Source organism: Microbacterium sp. LWH3-1.2, assembly GCF_040675855.1.
Classification (GTDB): domain Bacteria; phylum Actinomycetota; class Actinomycetes; order Actinomycetales; family Microbacteriaceae; genus Microbacterium.
On record NZ_JBEGIK010000001.1, the window covers coordinates 3,646,531 to 3,661,170 of the forward strand.

Genomic DNA, 14,640 nt, shown 5'->3' on the forward strand with positions numbered 1-14,640 from the left:
CCGAGCAGGGTAGGATGGTCGGCGGCCCTCCGGGGCCTCCCGGAGGATTCGCCTAGTGGCCTATGGCGCACGCTTGGAAAGCGTGTTGGGTGCAAGCCCTCGGGGGTTCGAATCCCCCATCCTCCGCGCCTGTCCTGAGTCGCGACATCGTTTACGAACAAGTCGCGGCTCAGGACTTTTCTTGTGGGTTCGGCGGGTTGGCGGTCCGGCCTCGAACCGGCTGCGGGTCGAGCTCTCCCGCAAGGTCTCGCGTAAGCCCCGGCGATCGCGTCGCGCAGCCCGCGCACGCCGTCGAGGTCCCACGTCTCCGGGTCGGGGAACCGCTACTCGACGAGCCGACCGGCAACGGGGCCGGGAAGGGGCGGGCCCGGCTTCATGGTCACCACGACGTCGTCCGCGGCGAGTCGGCTGCGGTGACCAGCCGCGGCTCGGCGGCGGCGGTGTCGACGCCGAGTTCGTGAAGCGACTCCGCGATGACGGGGTTGACCTCGTCGGCGGGGCTGGCCGCCGGCGACGCCGCCCCACGGGCGGGAAGGATCTCTGCCAGAAGCACTTCGATGCGACGGCGGATCTCGTCGCGGATCGGCCGGACGGCGTCGATCCCCCGACCGGCCGGGTCGTCCAGTTCCCAGTCCTCGTAGCGCTTGCCGGGGAAGATCGGGCAGGCGTCGCCGCAGCCCATGGTGATGACGACATCCGACTCACGCACAGCATCGACGGTCAGGACCTTGGGTGTGTTCCCGGCAATATCGATGCCCTCTTCCGCCATCGCCACCACGGCGACGGGGTTGATCGAGTCTTGGGGAGCGGATCCCGCCGAAAGCACCTCGACATCCTCGCCGCCGAGTGCCCGGAGATAGCCGGCGGCCATCTGCGAACGCCCGGCGTTGTGCACGCAGACGAACAGGACAGTGGGCTTGCGGTCGCTCATGAAGTCTCCTTCTCTCACGAGAAGCATAGACCAATATCTATTGATTTACACCACGGCGAGTTGCATGCCGGCGAGCAGATCTCGGACGCGACCGTCGATGTCGTCGCGGATGCGCCGGACGGCGGCGAGCGACTTGCCGGCCGGATCTTCGATGTCCCAATCCAGGTAGCGGCGACCGGGGTGGATCGGGCACGCATCGCCGCAGCCCATCGTGATGACATAGTCGGCGGCGCGAACCGCTTCGTCGGTGAGGGGCTTCGGGAACTCGCCGGACATGGGCACGCCGATCTCGTCGAGCGCGTTCACGATGGAGGTCCGCACATCGGCGGCGGGTTCGGAGCCGGCGGTGCGGACGACGATGCGATCGCCGGCCAGCTGCCGCAGGATGCCGGCGGCCATCTGCGAGCGGCCGGCGTTCTGCACGCAGACGAACAGGACCTCGGGCACCGCGCGGCTGCTCTCGTCGACCCGGAGCAGATCGGTGAGGCGCTGGGCGGCGAAGGCCGCCGAGCGTGATGCGAGCAGGGGCGTCGACTGACGCGCGGCCAGCAGCGCGTGACTCTCCCGCACATACCGCTCCACGGTCTCGGGGCCGACGACGCCACGGAAGCGGCCCTGAAGATCGGCGACCACTCGGCCCAGGTCCGGTTCCGGTTCGTCCGTCGCGACACCGCCGAGAACGGTGGTCACCAGTTCGCTCTGATCCGGGTTGATGGAGTACCAGACGCGCCTGCCTTCGGGCTCGCGGATCACCACGCCGGCGTCAAGGAGCGCACGCATATGGTGGCTGACGGTCGGCTGGCGAAAGCCGAGCTGGTCGGCGAGCCTGCCCACGAGCTGGCGCCCGTCCGGAGCGTCGAGGATCAGGCGCAGGATGCGCGCGCGGGTGGGGTCGGCGAGCGTCGTCAGTGCGGGAGCGACCGCAGAATCCATAGACATGAGTCTATCCTCCCGACTTCCTCGATCGACTTGAAGCGGCCGGCATGGATTGTCCCGTTGACGTGCCGTGTGGTCGACTCATCCACCGCTCAGCCGCCGTCGACGACCGCACTGCGGCGCTCGATGAGCAGTGTGTCGCGCCACATCCCGGCGTGAGGTCCCGTCCCCGACCGGGCGATGCGTTCCCGTCGACCTACCGTCCGGAACCCCGCAGATTCGTGGAGCCGGAGGCTGGCGGCGTTCTCGGGGAAGATGCTCGACTGAATCGTCCAGATCCCGGCTTGCTCGGACGCCGCGATGAAGGCGTCGAGCAGCACGCGCCCCACGCCGCGACCGCGTGCCGCTCGGTTGATGTACACGGAATGCTCGACGACCCCTCGGTACGCGGGTCGCGAGGAGACCGGTGACGCGGCGACCCATCCCAGAAGGACACCGTGGGCGTCCACGGCGACGAAGCGGTGGTCACGGAGCTTCCCGGCGTCGAAGGCCTCCCAGGATGGCGTGGCGACCTCGAAGGTCGCCTCCCCGTCCTCGATCCCCTGCGTGTAGATCGCCGCGACCGCCGGCCAATCGCCGGCCGTCATCTCGCGCACTGTGATCACGAGCAGCAGCTTGACGCGCCGTCGCCGAGGTTCGTGGAGCACACTCCGGTCGCAGGGAGCACCAGCTCGACGTTCGATGCCGAGGCGGTATCGCCGGCGAGCCATGCGGCGACGGAGCGGACCTGCTCGTATCCGGTGGCGAGCAGGAACGTCGGCGCGCGCCCGTAGGACTTCATGCCGACGATGAAGAATCCCTGCTCGGGGTGGGTGAGCTCGCGGAACCCGTGGGGCTCGACCGTGCCGCAGGAGTGCACGTTCGGATCGATGAGCGGGGCGAGTCGCTTGGGCGCCTCGACGATCTCGTCCAGCTCGAGGCGAATCTCGCGCAGCATGTCGAGGTTCGGGCGGAACCCGGTGGCGTTCACGACGACATCGGTGGTGTGCACCACGACCTCGCCGCGGCGCTGCCCGACAAGCTCCACCCTCTCCCCTGCGCGTCGGGCGCGGATGATCTCGAAACCATCGAGCACCGTGATCCGACCGTCCGCGACGGCCTGGTCGACGCGGCTGCCGAGTCGTGCGCGATCGGCGAGTTCGTCATCCGGGGACGAGGAGACCCGGACGGCTTGGGCGTTGCGGATCAGCCAGGTCACGGTCGTTCCCGGCTCCTGACGCGCCAGCTCCGCCAGGCCGAGGAGGGTGTTCGCTGCGGAGTGTCCGGCACCCACGACGGTGGTGTGGCGGCCGGCGAAGCGCGCGCGGTCGCGGCCGAGGATGTCCGGCAGCGCTGGTGTCACCGCATCGGCGATGTCGCTCATACCCAAGAGCTCGAGCCCGTTCGAGGACAGCGAGTTGGGCGAGCGGTATGTCCCGGACGCGTCGATCACCGCCCGAGCGGCGACATCCTCGACGTCCCCGTTCGCGCTCCGGATGCGCACCGCGAACGGGGTCGCCGCCCGCGCCCGGGTGCGGGTGCGGTCCATCCCCTCACGGGTGACCGCGACGACCTCGACGCCGAGCCGCAGGTGGGATGCGATCTCCGGCAGTGCGGCCAGCGGGGCGACGTACTGCTCCACCAGCTCGGCACCCGTGGGCGCCAGCTCCGGGGTGGGGGTCTCCCACCCGTGCTCGCCGAGCAGGCGGCTGGACGACGGGTGGACGAGGTGCTTCCACGGCGAGAAGAGTCGGGTGTGGCCCCACGCCCGTACGCTCGCGGCGACCTCGTCCCCGGCTTCGAAGATGACGAAGTCGATGTCGCGCTCGACCAGGTTGGCCGCGGCCGCCAGCCCGATCGGGCCGGCGCCGATGATCACGACGGGAAGAGTCGACACACGGTCCGCGGTCACGGTTCGCGGTGTCAGGTCGAGCAGAGTCACAACAGCCTCCAGCGAATATCGATGAACTTCGATGCATGATTGTGCAACGCCGTATCGACATATGTCAATATCCACTATCGTCGATGTATGGCCACGATGCTCGACCTCACCGACGTCACCGCCGGCGCGTGCTGCACACCGCTGGTACGCGAGCCGCTCACCGCTAAAGAGGCGGAGCATCTGGCCGGGACGATGAAGGCGCTGGCCGATCCCACGCGGCTGCGGTTACTGTCCATCGTGGCGGCCTCAGAAGACACCGAAGCGTGTGTGTGCGACCTGATCGAACCGGTCGGGCTGAGTCAGCCCACCGTGTCGCACCACCTGAAGATCCTCACCAATGCCGGATTCCTCACCCGCAGCAAGCGGGGCACATGGGCGTACTTCAAGCTGGTCCCCGGCGCGCTCGACCGCGTCTCGCAGCTCCTCGTCGCCTCGTGAGCTCCCTCCCACGCGCTGCCGCCGGCGAGCTCCTCGGCAGCGCCGGACTCGCCGCAGTCGTGGTCGGCTCCGGCATCGCCGCGCAACGCCTCTCGCCGACCGACATCGGGCTGCAGCTGTTCGAGAACGCGATCGCCACCGCCCTCGGACTCGCCGTGCTGATCCTCGTCTTCGCCACCGTCTCCGGCTCCCATTTCAACCCGGTCGTCACCCTCGTGGACATCACCCTGCACCGCCGCAGCTGGTTCACCGCCGCCGTCTACCTGCCCGCCCAGGTACTCGGCTGCATTGCCGGGGCGGTGCTGGCGAACGTCATGTTCGCCGCACCGGCCGTGGCCTGGAGCACCACCGACCGGTCGGACTGGCCGCACCTGCTGTCCGAGGTAGTCGCCACCGCCGGGCTCATCTTGCTCATCTTCGCGCTGGTCCGTACCGGCCGCTCCAACTCGGCCGCCCCCGCGGTGGGTGCCTACATCGGCGCCGCCTACTTCTTCACCTCGTCGACGAGCTTCGCCAACCCGGCGATCACCATCGGCCGCATGTTCACCGACACGTTCGCCGGCATCGCCCCCACCTCCGCACTGCCGTTCATCGGCGCACAACTGGTGGGCGCAGCGCTCGGCTTCGCCGCCATCCGGGTGCTGTTCCCCGTCGCCGCGCCGGAGCCTGCCACCGCGCGAGACTGAGCCCATGACGCGTCTCCGATCCGGCGCGTACCTCACCGCCCTGGCGGCCGCGCAGGTCGTCGCGTGGGGCGTGCTCTACTACGCCGTCCTCGTCGCGGCGCCCGCGATCGCCGACGAGACCGGGTGGGACGAGCAGGCGATCTTCCTCGCCATCACCGCCGGACTGCTCACCGCCCCTCTCTCCGCCATCCCCGTCGGGCGCTGGCTGGACCGACATCCGCGACGCGTCATGGTGACCGGCGCCGTCGTCGGAACGATCGCACTGCTCGCCGCCGCAGCATCCCCGACCCTCTGGGTCTTCGCCGCAACATGGATCGTGTGCGGCACAGCCCAATCGGCCGTGCTCGACCAGGCCGCGTTCACCGTCATCACGCACCGTTACCGATCGAACAGGTACGCACCACTCGCGCTCGTCACCCTCGCCGGCGGACTCGCGTCGACGATCTTCGCGCCTCTCACCGGCTGGCTTGTCCTCCAGGTCGGATGGCGAGGAGCGTTCGTCGTCCTCGCCATGATCTTCGCAGCGGCCGCGGTACCCACCTACGCGCGCACGGTGGAACGCTGCTGGCCGCACCCCGACAGGGTCGCCGACGGCGATGACGAGTGCGGGCGCATCCTCCACTCCCGCCGCTTGTGGATTCTCGCCAGCTCGTTCGCGCTGATGTCGTTCTCGCTCTACGCCGTGACACTGTCTGCCGTCCCGGCGTCGGTCGAGAAGGGCCTCGACCTGCAGGCCGCGGCGTGGGTACTCGGCCTGATCGGCGCCGGGCAGGTGGTCGGGCGCCTGCTCTACCTGGCCATTCCTCGAACCCGCGCTCCGTGGATCCCACCCACCCTTGTCGGAGCGCTGGGTGCCATCGTCCTCGTAATGTTCGCTGTCGCCGGGAGCTCGGCGGGGATCTGCATCGCCGGCGTGGTTGCGGGCGCCGTCCGCGGCTCGCTTACCCTCGCTCGGGCAGAGCCCGCGCAGCGGTGGTGCGGCCCTCCGACGCCGCATCGGATACGTCCCCGGCGAGCTCCGGCTCGATGGCCGGGTGAAGGGCCGGGCACTGCTGCGCCACCTCGCGGACATCAGCGGGCCCGTCGCACCCGGAATGGTCGACGAGCTCGCCGAACGACTGGGACTGGACCTCACGCGCCCCGTCGGAACCCTCTCCAAAGGCAATAAGCAGAAGGTCGGCCTCGTTCAAGCGTTCATGCACCGGCCCGATCTGCTCGTGCTCGACGAGCCCACCAGCGGGCTCGACCCCTTGGTGCAACGGGAGTTTCTCGCCATGCTCACCGAAGCCCGCAATGACGGGCAGACCGTGATGCTCAGCTCCCACGTGCTCAGCGAGGTTCAGCAAGCGGCCGACGACGTCGCCGTCCTCGCACACGGACACGTCGTCGCGGAGGGGTCCGTCGCGGCGCTGCGGATCGCCAGCGTGCGGCGGATCCGGGCGACCGTCACAGCCACTCCTCCCGATGCGTTGCGCGCATCGCTGCTCGCTGTCACCGACGTCGACGAGGTCGATGTCACACAAGCCCCCGGCAGCGAACTGATCAGAGTCGCCGCGACCGCCCTCGGTGCCATCGACCCGCTCATCCGCGCCCTGACCGCCGGGACGATCCGCGACCTCACCGTGGAGGAGCCCGACCTGGAGGAATCGGTCCTCAGCCTCTACGAGCAGAAGGGGAAGGCATCATGACCGCCGTCGCATCTGCGTCCGCTTCCGGCCCAACGCTGCCTGTGCTGCGGCGACAGATTCTCGATGGCTGGCGCGGCGTGGCGGGTTGGTCAACGGGAATCGCGGGAGTCATTCTGATCTACCTCCCACTGTTCCCCTCGATGCAGAGCCCTGAACTCGCCGGGATGATCGACTCGCTCCCGCCGGAACTGGTCCGCACGCTCGGCTACGAGAGCATCACAACCGGAGCCGGGTACGCGCAGTCGACGTTCTTCGGGCTGCTCGGGTTCGCACTCATCACGATCGCCGGGATTTCGTGGGGCGCCGCACCCACAGCAGGCGCGGAAGAGTCCGGGCAACTCGAGCTCACCCTCGCGCACGATGTCGGCCGCGTCCGCTATTGCCTCGAGAGTGCGGCGGCACTCGTCGTGAAGCTCATCACCGTGGGCGCCGCCGGCTACGTCGTCGTGTGGCTCGTGAACGACCCCGCAGGTCTCGAGCTGAATGCCGCGAACCTGCTCGCCGTGTCACTAGCGTGGGTCGGACTCGGTCTGCTCGCCGGGACAGCGGCCTTCGCCGTCGGCGCCGCAACCGGCCGTCGAACGCTGGCCATTGGAGCGGGCGCCGCGTGGGCTGTCGTCGGCTACATCCTGCAAGCGGTCGCCAACAACAGTGAAGACCTCGACTGGCTGCGCACACTCTCTCCGATCGAATGGGCCTACGGAAACGCGCCGCTGGCAACCGGGTTCGACTGGGCCGGACTCGCGCTGCTCTGGGGAGGATCAGCGGTCCTCATCGCGCTCGCCACGTTGGCCCTGGCCCTCGGACGAGCCCCACGAAGGCTCAGGAGGGCGACGCAAGACCAGCTCGGCCGACGACGCACTTCGGACCCTTGCGCCTAACGGTTATCCGCGTAGCGTGTGCAGGAAGAAGCGACGGCGCAGTCGAATGGGGGTGTCCTCGATGGGAAAGCTGATCTACGAGAACGCCGTCAAGGTCGACTTCGAAGACCGCGCACTGGCTCACCTGCAGCTGGTCATCACCACCAAGCTGCGGCGAAGGGAAGGGTTCCACTTCACCTGGAAGGATGACGCCAGCATCGGCAACGGGCGAACCTCGGTGTGGGTCCATCCCGAGGCCAGCCTGGTCTTCAAGTACTACGGGTCCCGTCCGCCCCGTCTCAACCACGCGTGGCTGGAGGCCCTCGTCGCCGCCGCCAATTCGCCGGCAGGTCTCTACCTCGTCCCTGAACCGGGTGAACCCACCGAGTCGCACGACATCAGCGAACTCGTGACCGCCGACGTATAGCCCGCCCCGACGGTCTCAGCCCTTCACCCCTCCCGCGCTGATGCCGTGGATGATCTGCCGTTGCGCGACGAAGAACACGATGATCATGGGAACCGTCGCGATGACGCTCGCCGTCACGATGAGCTCCCAATGCCATTCACCCCCGAAGCCGAAGGCGTCGACAAGGGACTTGAGCCCGCGCGGCAGGGTGTAGTCCGAGGAGTCCCGTAGGTAGATGAGGGCGCGCATGAGGTCCGTCCACACGGCCTGCACCTCGAACACGAAGGTCACGGCGAGCGCGGGCTTGCTGAGGGGCAGGGCGATGCGCCAGAACAGGTCCCAGTTCGAGGCGCCGTCGACGCGGGCCGCTTCGAAGAATTCCCGCGGCAGCCCCAGCATGAACTGGCGGAGCAGGAAGACATAGAAGGCGCTGCCGAACAGGTTCTGCGCCCAGAGTGGCACCAGGGTGCCGACGAACCCGAGGGTGTTCCAGATGAGGAACGTCGGGATCATCGTGACCGCGCCGGGCAGCATCATGGTCGCGAGCACGACGCCGAACAGCGCACCCCTTCCCCGGAATCGGAAGTAGGCGAACCCCCAAGCGACCATCGCGCTCGACAGCGTCACGGTTGTGGCGGCGAGCACCGTGACCAGCAGCGTGTTCCACAGCCACAGCGCGAGAGGCGCCGCCTGCCACACGTGCACGTAGTTGTCCCACGTGAAGGTCTCCGGGATCAGCCGGTTGTCGAACACCTCCCCGCGGGGCTTGAACGACGCGCTGACCAGCCACACGAACGGGTACGCGAAGACGACCGCGAGCAGGCTGAGGGCCGCGATGATCAGCGAGCGGCGGATCAGGTGCCGCCGGCGCGCTCGTCCGGCAGCCGGGGTCCGCGCCCTCGGCCCACGAGGTGCCTGGTTCCCGGCGTCAGCGACCGGGAACGGCGCGAGGGAACCGGTGGGATGCTGCGCATCGAGCTCCTCGTCGTGCGGCAGGCCCGGAGGGAGCACCCTGCTCATGGGCGATCATCCCCCTCGTAGTACACGACCCGACGCGAGACCAGGATCTGGACGGCGGTGACCGCCATGATGAGCGCGAACAGAACCCAGGCCATGGCGGAGGCGTACCCCATGTGGAGGAACTCGAAGGCCTGCTGGAACAGGTAGATGACGTAGAACAGCGCCGCATCGTTGCTGTACGTCGTGTTGCCGGCGCCGAAGAACGCGGTATACGCCTCATCGAAGGTCTGCAGGCCCGCGATCGTGTTGACCACCACGATGAAGAAGAGCGCAGGGCTGATCATCGGCACCGTGATCGAGAACGACTGCCGCCAGAAGCCGGCGCCGTCGAGCTTCGCGGAGTCGTAGAGCTCGTCCGGGACGGCCTGGAGCGCGGCCAACAGGATGATGACCGAGGCGCCGACCGTCCACAGACTCATGATGATGAGTCCCGGCTTCACCCACGCAGCATCCGTCGTCCATGAAGGTCCGTCGATTCCGAACCATCCCAGCACCGTGTTGAAGAGCCCGTTCTGGCCGTTGAAGAGCAGCAGGAACAGGATGCCGACGGCGACCGGCGGGGTCATCTTCGGCAGGAAGAACACGGTACGGAAGAAGCCGGCGCTTCGGCCCGCGCGATTGAGCAGCAGAGCGAGCAGGAGCGAGACCAGAACGTACAGCGGCACCTGGACGATCGTGAAGAACAGGGTGTTGCCGAGCGCCAGCGCGATCTTCGGGTCGTTGAACAGCGCGACGTAATTCTCGGCACCGACGAAGTTCGGGTCGTTGATGACGTCGTAATCGGTGAGCGAGAGGTACACGCTGTAGATCAGCGGCCATGCCGTGAACACCGCGAACCCGACGAGCCAGGGGCTGAGGAACAGCAGTGCGGAGCCCAGGTTGCGCCGCCGGGCCCGCCTGCGACCGCGCTCGCGGTCCACAGGCGGCGCCACGGGAACGTCCGCGACGGGCGGCGCGGTCATCAGTCACCGTTTCCCAGCTCGGACCACGCGTCATCGAGGGCGGACTGCGCCTCTTTCTGCGCGTCGGCCAGGGCATCCGCGGCGGACGCCTTGCCATCCAGCACGGCGTTCACCGCATCGAACATCGCGGCCTTGAACTCGGCGTCCGCAGGATTGGCGGGCATCGAGAAAGTGCTGTCGTTCGCCTCGTACATCTTCGACACGGCGGTGTCCCAGGGCTCGCCGCCCGAGGTCGTCAGGTCGCGGATCATCTGATCGGCCTTCGCGTTGGCCGTGAGGATGCCGGTGAAGGGCTTGTCTTCCGACTTCCGAACTTCGATCCGTGCCTCGGCCGCGGCCTGCCAGGCGTCGACCGACGTCATGGCGCGGGCGAACCGGCAGGCGGCCTCGGGATTGGCGCTGCCGCTGGGGATCGCCCACGCCGAGCCGGTCGAGTACGCGATCGTGTCGCCCTTGCGGTCGTGCACCGTGTCGAATGCCATCGGGGCGTCGGGCGAGACGTCGTTGAGCACGTTGACGTACCACTGCTCCATCGGCATCGCGCCGAGAACACCCGTTGCGAACTGGTTGCCCTCGCCGAAGAAGTCCGCGGAGTCGCGGTACGCCTTCACCGCGCTGAACCCACCCTGGTCTTCATAGATGGATGCTGCCCACTCGAGCGCTTCGACCACGTGCGGGTCGTCGAGCTGAGCCTTCTTCCCGTCGGGCGTGATGACGTCCGCGCCGTTGGCCTTCGCCCACAGTGGCAGGAACTCGGGAAGCTTGCTGTCGTAGCCGATGACGTCGAGGTTGCCGCCATCGTTCACCGTGAGGGCTTCGTTAGCCGCGCTCATGGCATCCCAGTCCGAGCCGTTGACATCGTCGATCGTCAGCCCGGCCGCCGAGAGCAGCTCCTCGTTCGCCATAGTCAGCTGGACGGTGTTGAACTCGGGGATGCCGTAGACGACGCCGTCGAGGGTCACCTGGTCGAGCGCGGGCGGCACGAAGTCGTCCGTCGGAATGCCCTCGCCGTCGATGCAGCGGTCGAGGGGAACCACGGCTCCCCGCGCGGCGAGCGAGCCGATCTGGTCCCTGCTCGCGTAGACGACGTCGGGCGGTTCTCCTGACGCGACCGCCGAGAGGAATTGCTGCAGGTCGAGGTCGCCCTCGGCGAGCTTGACCTCGACATCGCCCAGCTGCCCCTCCGCATAGTCGACGCGGCTGGTCGCCACTTCGTCGACACCGGAGAAGCCCATCACCGACAGCGAGCCGCTGAGGGCTGCGTCGGAGTCGTAGTCCGCGTCGTCATCACCGGCGCCGCCGGTTCCGACGGCGCATCCCGTGGCCCCGATCGCCAGCAGAGCGATGACTCCGGCGGCCGTCCATCGTGTCACACGCATGATCACCTCCTCCGCCCGTGAGAAGTGGGCGGTGGAGGGACGGTAAGGATGCGAGCGACCGAGCACCGAGGGGATTGACGAACCGTCGGTGGGAGCGTATTCGCGGGCGGGTGTCGCGCGAAGGACTCCCGCCGATTCCCGGCAGGATCACGGGGCTATCACGGCGGTACACCCTGACGCAATCCCGGCGAGCGGCAAGGGCGGAGTCCGTAGCGTCGGCGTCATGTCACCCGCCGCGCTCGCCCTGAACCCCTGGCGACCCTCCGCCGCGCCCGCCGCAGCGGTGGAGGCGATCGATGGCCTGGGCACCGACGTGCCTGCGACGATCGAGTGGGCGGTTCGCGTCGGACGGGACGCACCGTTGCCGGGGAGTGGCCGGACAGCACAGCTGTGGGAGCTCCTCGCCGAGACCGCGAGACTCGACGTCGGCGCCGCCCGGATCCTCGAACCACAGCTCGACGCACTCGCGATCCTGTGCCAGGCGCGCCGCGACGGGGTGGACGTCGATACGGCGCTGGACGAGGTGGGTGCCAGTGGTGACGCATCGTGGGGCGTCTTCGCGGCAGAGGGGCCCGGCGCGCGACTCGAGGCCTCTGCGCATGGAGCCGACGGCTGGCTGCTGAACGGGACCAAGCCGTGGTGCTCGCTCGCGGCGTCGTTGAGCCACGCACTCGTGACGGCCTGGGTGTCTCCCGATGCGCGCGGTCTGTTCGCTGTGCCCCTCCGTGTCGTGGGAGTGTCCGCACGATCGGGCCCGTGGGTCGCGCGAGGGCTCAGCCAGGTGATCAGCGCGCCTGTCGACTTCGACGCCGTCCGCGCGGTGCCGGTCGGCGAGCCGGGGTGGTACCTGTCACGCCCCGGGTTCGCGTGGGGCGGTATCGGCGTTGCGGCGGCGTGGTGGGGTGGAGCTGTTCCCGTGCACGAGGCGCTGGTCGCCTCAGCCGGTCGTGACGGCGCGGACCAACTCGCCGAGTTCTCCGCCGGGAGCACGGATGCTGCGCTCTGGGCGGCGCGGGCAGTCCTGGCCGAGGCGGCCGAGGCGATCGACACCGGCTTGGGCGACGAGGAAACCGGCACGCTCGCCGCCCGGGCGAGGGCCGTCGTCGCAGGCGCCGTCGAGCAGGTCCTCAACCTCGCCGATCATGCGCTCGGTCCCGGCCCGCTGACCACCGATGAGGATCACGCGCGGCGTGTGGCGGATCTCCGGATCTACGCGCGACAGCACCACGGCGAACGGGACCTCGCCCGCCTCGGCCGGAGGCTCCTGCCGTGAGCGTCGCCTTCGATCACCGCGACCCCGGTACCTCGGAGGCCGAGTGGACGGCGGCCCGGCTGCGGTCCAGAGCGACGCCTCTGCACGACCGCGCGTCGCGCCTCATCGTGCTCGCCGCGCACCCCGACGACGAGACGCTCGGCGCGGGCGGACTCATCGCGACCGCAGCGGCGACCGGAACGGACGTATCGGTGATCGTAGCCACGGACGGTGAGGCGTCTCATCCGCGCTCCTTGGCGGCCGCGGATCTCGGCGTACGACGGCGATTCGAAGTCGTCGCGGCGCTGCGCGAACTCGCCCCCGGTGCGCGGCTCAGGTTTCTCGGCCTTCCGGACGGAGGCCTTCGCGAGTCGACGGCGGCACTGCGCGATGCGCTGCTGGGCGAACTCGGACCGCTGCCGCACGGCGTCCTGCTGGCGGTCCCGTGGTGGGGCGATGGCCATCGCGATCATCGGGTTGCGGGCGAGACCGCCCTCACGCTCCGCGGACCGGGGGTGCACGTGATCGCGTACCCGATCTGGCTGTGGCACTGGGGCGATCCCGAGGCCGTCGACGCTCTCGTCGAGCCCGCTCGATGGCGCACGCTGCCGCTCGCGAAGGGTGTCGCCGACGCCAAGTCCGCGGCGCTGGCGCGACACGTGTCGCAGGTCGCGCCGATGTCAGATGCGCCGGGCGACGAAGCGATCCTGCACGACGACATGCGGGCGCATTTCGCTCGCCCTTACGAGCTGTTCATCGACACGGAGCCCTCGCCGGCCGCCGCGTCCGCGGACCCGGCGACGTTCGACGGCTACTTCCGCACGCACGCAGATCCCTGGGGTTTCGAGACGAGCTGGTACGAGGAGCGGAAGCGCTCCGTCCTCTTGGCCGCGCTCCCCCGTCAGCGCTTCTCACGTGTGCTCGAACTCGGCTGCGCGACCGGCGTCTTGACGATCGAACTCGCCCGGCGTGCCGATGGGGTGCTCGGCGTCGACGCCTCGCCCACTGCGCTGGCCCGTGCCCAAGATCGAGCCGACGGAACCATCGGTCTGGCTTTCGAGCACCGGAACCTGCCCGCGCAGTGGCCGAGCGGTTGCTTCGACCTCGTTGTGCTGTCCGAACTCGGCTACTACTGGTCTGCGGACGACCTGGCCGCCGCACGGGCGCGGATCGCAGCATCCCTTACTCACGATGGTGTCCTGGTCGCGTGTCATTGGCGGCACCCGATGTCGGATGCGCCGCTCACCGCAGACGAGGTCCACGCCGCCCTCGGCGACGACCCCTCGTGGACGAAGACGCTGCACCATCTCGAACGCGACTTCGTACTCGAGGTGTTCGAGCGGTCCGCCGGCGGAGAGCGTCCTATATGAATAGACGCACGCGGGCCGTCGCCGTGATCGTGCCGGCGCACGACGAGGAACAGCTGCTCGGCGCCTGCCTGGACTCGATCGCTCGGGCCGTGGACGCGGCGCGCTCGGTCGTACCACGCATCGGAGTGTGGGTTGTGCTCGATGCCTGCACCGACGGCTCGGCGAGCGTCGCGGAGGCTGCGGGCGTCGAGGTCATCAGCGTCGACGCGCACAGCGTCGGCACCGCCAGGGCGGCCGGGGTACGCGCGGCGCTCGAAGGGCTCGGCGACGCCCCGGCGCGCGCGATCTGGACCGCGCACACCGATGCCGACTCGGTCGTACCGCCGAACTGGCTGATCCATCAGCTGGATCTCGCCCAGCAGGGAGCAGATGTCGTGGTCGGCACCGTGCGCCCGGATTTCCGCGACCTCGACGCGGAGCAGGTCGAGGCGTGGTGGGCGACCCACACGCCGGGTGTCGCGAACGGACACGTGCACGGGGCGAATCTCGGCATCCGCGCGAGCGCACTCCTCGATGCCGGAGGCTTCGCCGATGCCGCCGTGCACGAGGATGTCTGGCTCGTCGACGAGATCCGCTCCCGGGGCGGGCGCCTCCTCGCGACCGATGCCGCGTGGGTGCGGACCAGCGGACGCCCGATCGGTCGCGCCCCGGGCGGCTACTCCCGCTACCTGCGGGAAGACCTCGTTCCGCTCGCGCGGCGACGCCACGACCCACCACCCCTGCAGCACGGCGTCCACCAGTGGGAGCACGACCCGTCCGAAGTCGCGTGATGCAGAGGCTGTCCGCCGTGT

At 69.0% G+C, this 14,640-nt stretch carries 14 protein-coding genes, 1 tRNA gene and 2 pseudogenes; 10 read left to right on the forward strand and 7 right to left on the reverse strand.

Features of this window, described 5'->3' with window-relative positions:
- Positions 1-41: 41 nt before the first annotated feature.
- Positions 42-126: transfer RNA gene (locus tag MRBLWH3_RS17005), tRNA-Ser, on the forward strand.
- Positions 127-526: 400 nt separating this feature from the next.
- Here the strand turns inward: MRBLWH3_RS17005 and MRBLWH3_RS17010 are convergent.
- From MRBLWH3_RS17010 to MRBLWH3_RS17025, 4 genes and pseudogenes are all read right to left on the reverse strand, one after another.
- A pseudogene (locus MRBLWH3_RS17010) lies at positions 527-931 on the reverse strand (arsenate reductase ArsC); the annotation flags it as partial.
- A 45-nt stretch (positions 932-976) separates the two neighbouring features.
- On the reverse strand, positions 977-1,870 hold the full coding sequence (locus MRBLWH3_RS17015; protein WP_363434454.1) for a metalloregulator ArsR/SmtB family transcription factor: 894 nt from the start codon (positions 1,868-1,870) through the stop codon (positions 977-979).
- An 89-nt stretch (positions 1,871-1,959) separates the two neighbouring features.
- Positions 1,960-2,454: a GNAT family N-acetyltransferase gene (locus tag MRBLWH3_RS17020; protein WP_363435609.1), complete on the reverse strand. Its 495-nt coding sequence runs from the start codon at positions 2,452-2,454 to the stop codon at positions 1,960-1,962.
- 14 nt (positions 2,455-2,468) lie between these two features.
- Positions 2,469-3,758, reverse strand: a complete 1,290-nt coding sequence (locus tag MRBLWH3_RS17025) for an FAD-dependent oxidoreductase (protein ID WP_363434457.1) — start codon at positions 3,756-3,758, stop codon at positions 2,469-2,471.
- A gap of 117 nt (positions 3,759-3,875) precedes the next feature.
- Between MRBLWH3_RS17025 and MRBLWH3_RS17030 the strand changes: the two genes are divergently transcribed.
- The 6 genes and pseudogenes from MRBLWH3_RS17030 (at position 3,876) to MRBLWH3_RS17055 (ending at position 7,887) form a co-directional block, all read left to right on the forward strand.
- Positions 3,876-4,226, forward strand: coding sequence for a metalloregulator ArsR/SmtB family transcription factor (locus MRBLWH3_RS17030; protein WP_363434460.1), 351 nt, complete (start codon positions 3,876-3,878; stop codon positions 4,224-4,226).
- On the forward strand, positions 4,223-4,912 hold the full coding sequence (locus tag MRBLWH3_RS17035; RefSeq protein WP_363434463.1) for an aquaporin: 690 nt from the start codon (positions 4,223-4,225) through the stop codon (positions 4,910-4,912). The genes MRBLWH3_RS17030 and MRBLWH3_RS17035 overlap by 4 nt, the downstream gene beginning before the upstream one ends.
- Positions 4,913-4,916: 4 nt before the next feature.
- Positions 4,917-5,795: pseudogene (locus MRBLWH3_RS17040) on the forward strand (MFS transporter); the annotation flags it as partial.
- A 151-nt stretch (positions 5,796-5,946) separates the two neighbouring features.
- Positions 5,947-6,600, forward strand: coding sequence for an ABC transporter ATP-binding protein (locus MRBLWH3_RS17045; RefSeq protein WP_363434465.1), 654 nt, complete (start codon positions 5,947-5,949; stop codon positions 6,598-6,600).
- Positions 6,597-7,481 (forward strand): ABC transporter permease subunit, encoded by an 885-nt coding sequence (locus tag MRBLWH3_RS17050; RefSeq protein WP_363434468.1) that lies wholly within the window; start codon positions 6,597-6,599, stop codon positions 7,479-7,481. Before MRBLWH3_RS17045 ends, MRBLWH3_RS17050 begins: the two co-directional genes overlap by 4 nt.
- Before the next feature lie 61 nt (positions 7,482-7,542).
- Complete coding sequence (locus tag MRBLWH3_RS17055; RefSeq protein ID WP_363434471.1) at positions 7,543-7,887, forward strand: ATP-dependent DNA ligase; 345 nt, start codon at positions 7,543-7,545, stop codon at positions 7,885-7,887.
- A gap of 15 nt (positions 7,888-7,902) precedes the next feature.
- On the opposite strand, the gene MRBLWH3_RS17060 is transcribed toward MRBLWH3_RS17055, so the two are convergent.
- The 3 genes from MRBLWH3_RS17060 to MRBLWH3_RS17070 are packed head-to-tail and all read right to left on the reverse strand — an operon-like array spanning position 7,903 to position 11,227.
- Complete coding sequence (locus tag MRBLWH3_RS17060; protein ID WP_363434474.1) at positions 7,903-8,886, reverse strand: carbohydrate ABC transporter permease; 984 nt, start codon at positions 8,884-8,886, stop codon at positions 7,903-7,905.
- Entirely contained in the window at positions 8,883-9,848 is a 966-nt protein-coding gene (locus MRBLWH3_RS17065) for a carbohydrate ABC transporter permease (protein WP_363434477.1), read from the reverse strand. The genes MRBLWH3_RS17060 and MRBLWH3_RS17065 overlap by 4 nt, the downstream gene beginning before the upstream one ends.
- Entirely contained in the window at positions 9,848-11,227 is a 1,380-nt protein-coding gene (locus MRBLWH3_RS17070; RefSeq protein WP_363434480.1) for an ABC transporter substrate-binding protein, read from the reverse strand. Before MRBLWH3_RS17070 ends, MRBLWH3_RS17065 begins: the two co-directional genes overlap by 1 nt.
- Positions 11,228-11,450: 223 nt before the next feature.
- Here MRBLWH3_RS17070 and MRBLWH3_RS17075 point away from each other — a divergent pair, with 223 nt between their 5' ends.
- Genes MRBLWH3_RS17075 through MRBLWH3_RS17085 form a run of 3 tightly spaced genes read left to right on the forward strand, consistent with a single transcriptional unit; the run spans position 11,451 to position 14,619 of the window.
- A complete protein-coding gene (locus MRBLWH3_RS17075) occupies positions 11,451-12,500 on the forward strand; it encodes an acyl-CoA dehydrogenase family protein (protein ID WP_363434483.1) in 1,050 nt (349 codons plus the stop codon).
- Positions 12,497-13,849 carry a PIG-L family deacetylase gene (locus MRBLWH3_RS17080; protein ID WP_363434486.1) on the forward strand — a complete coding sequence of 451 codons (1,353 nt, stop codon included), beginning with the start codon at positions 12,497-12,499 and terminating at the stop codon, positions 13,847-13,849. The genes MRBLWH3_RS17075 and MRBLWH3_RS17080 overlap by 4 nt, the downstream gene beginning before the upstream one ends.
- Positions 13,846-14,619, forward strand: a complete 774-nt coding sequence (locus MRBLWH3_RS17085; protein ID WP_363434489.1) for a glycosyltransferase — start codon at positions 13,846-13,848, stop codon at positions 14,617-14,619. Before MRBLWH3_RS17080 ends, MRBLWH3_RS17085 begins: the two co-directional genes overlap by 4 nt.
- Positions 14,620-14,640 lie beyond the last annotated feature (21 nt).

Bases quoted from the DNA above. Each gene is read 5' to 3' on its own strand.
- MRBLWH3_RS17085 (WP_363434489.1), top strand. From the start codon at position 13,846: ATGAATAGACGCACGCGGGCCGTCGCCGTGATCGTGCCGGCGCACGAC.
- MRBLWH3_RS17015 (WP_363434454.1), bottom strand. From the start codon at position 1,870: ATGTCTATGGATTCTGCGGTCGCTCCCGCACTGACGACGCTCGCCGAC.
- MRBLWH3_RS17065 (WP_363434477.1), bottom strand. From the start codon at position 9,848: ATGACCGCGCCGCCCGTCGCGGACGTTCCCGTGGCGCCGCCTGTGGAC.
- MRBLWH3_RS17075 (WP_363434483.1), top strand. From the start codon at position 11,451: ATGTCACCCGCCGCGCTCGCCCTGAACCCCTGGCGACCCTCCGCCGCG.
- MRBLWH3_RS17050 (WP_363434468.1), top strand. From the start codon at position 6,597: ATGACCGCCGTCGCATCTGCGTCCGCTTCCGGCCCAACGCTGCCTGTG.
- MRBLWH3_RS17070 (WP_363434480.1), bottom strand. From the start codon at position 11,227: ATGCGTGTGACACGATGGACGGCCGCCGGAGTCATCGCTCTGCTGGCG.
- MRBLWH3_RS17020 (WP_363435609.1), bottom strand. From the start codon at position 2,454: ATGACGGCCGGCGATTGGCCGGCGGTCGCGGCGATCTACACGCAGGGG.
- MRBLWH3_RS17055 (WP_363434471.1), top strand. From the start codon at position 7,543: ATGGGAAAGCTGATCTACGAGAACGCCGTCAAGGTCGACTTCGAAGAC.
- MRBLWH3_RS17060 (WP_363434474.1), bottom strand. From the start codon at position 8,886: ATGAGCAGGGTGCTCCCTCCGGGCCTGCCGCACGACGAGGAGCTCGAT.
- MRBLWH3_RS17030 (WP_363434460.1), top strand. From the start codon at position 3,876: ATGGCCACGATGCTCGACCTCACCGACGTCACCGCCGGCGCGTGCTGC.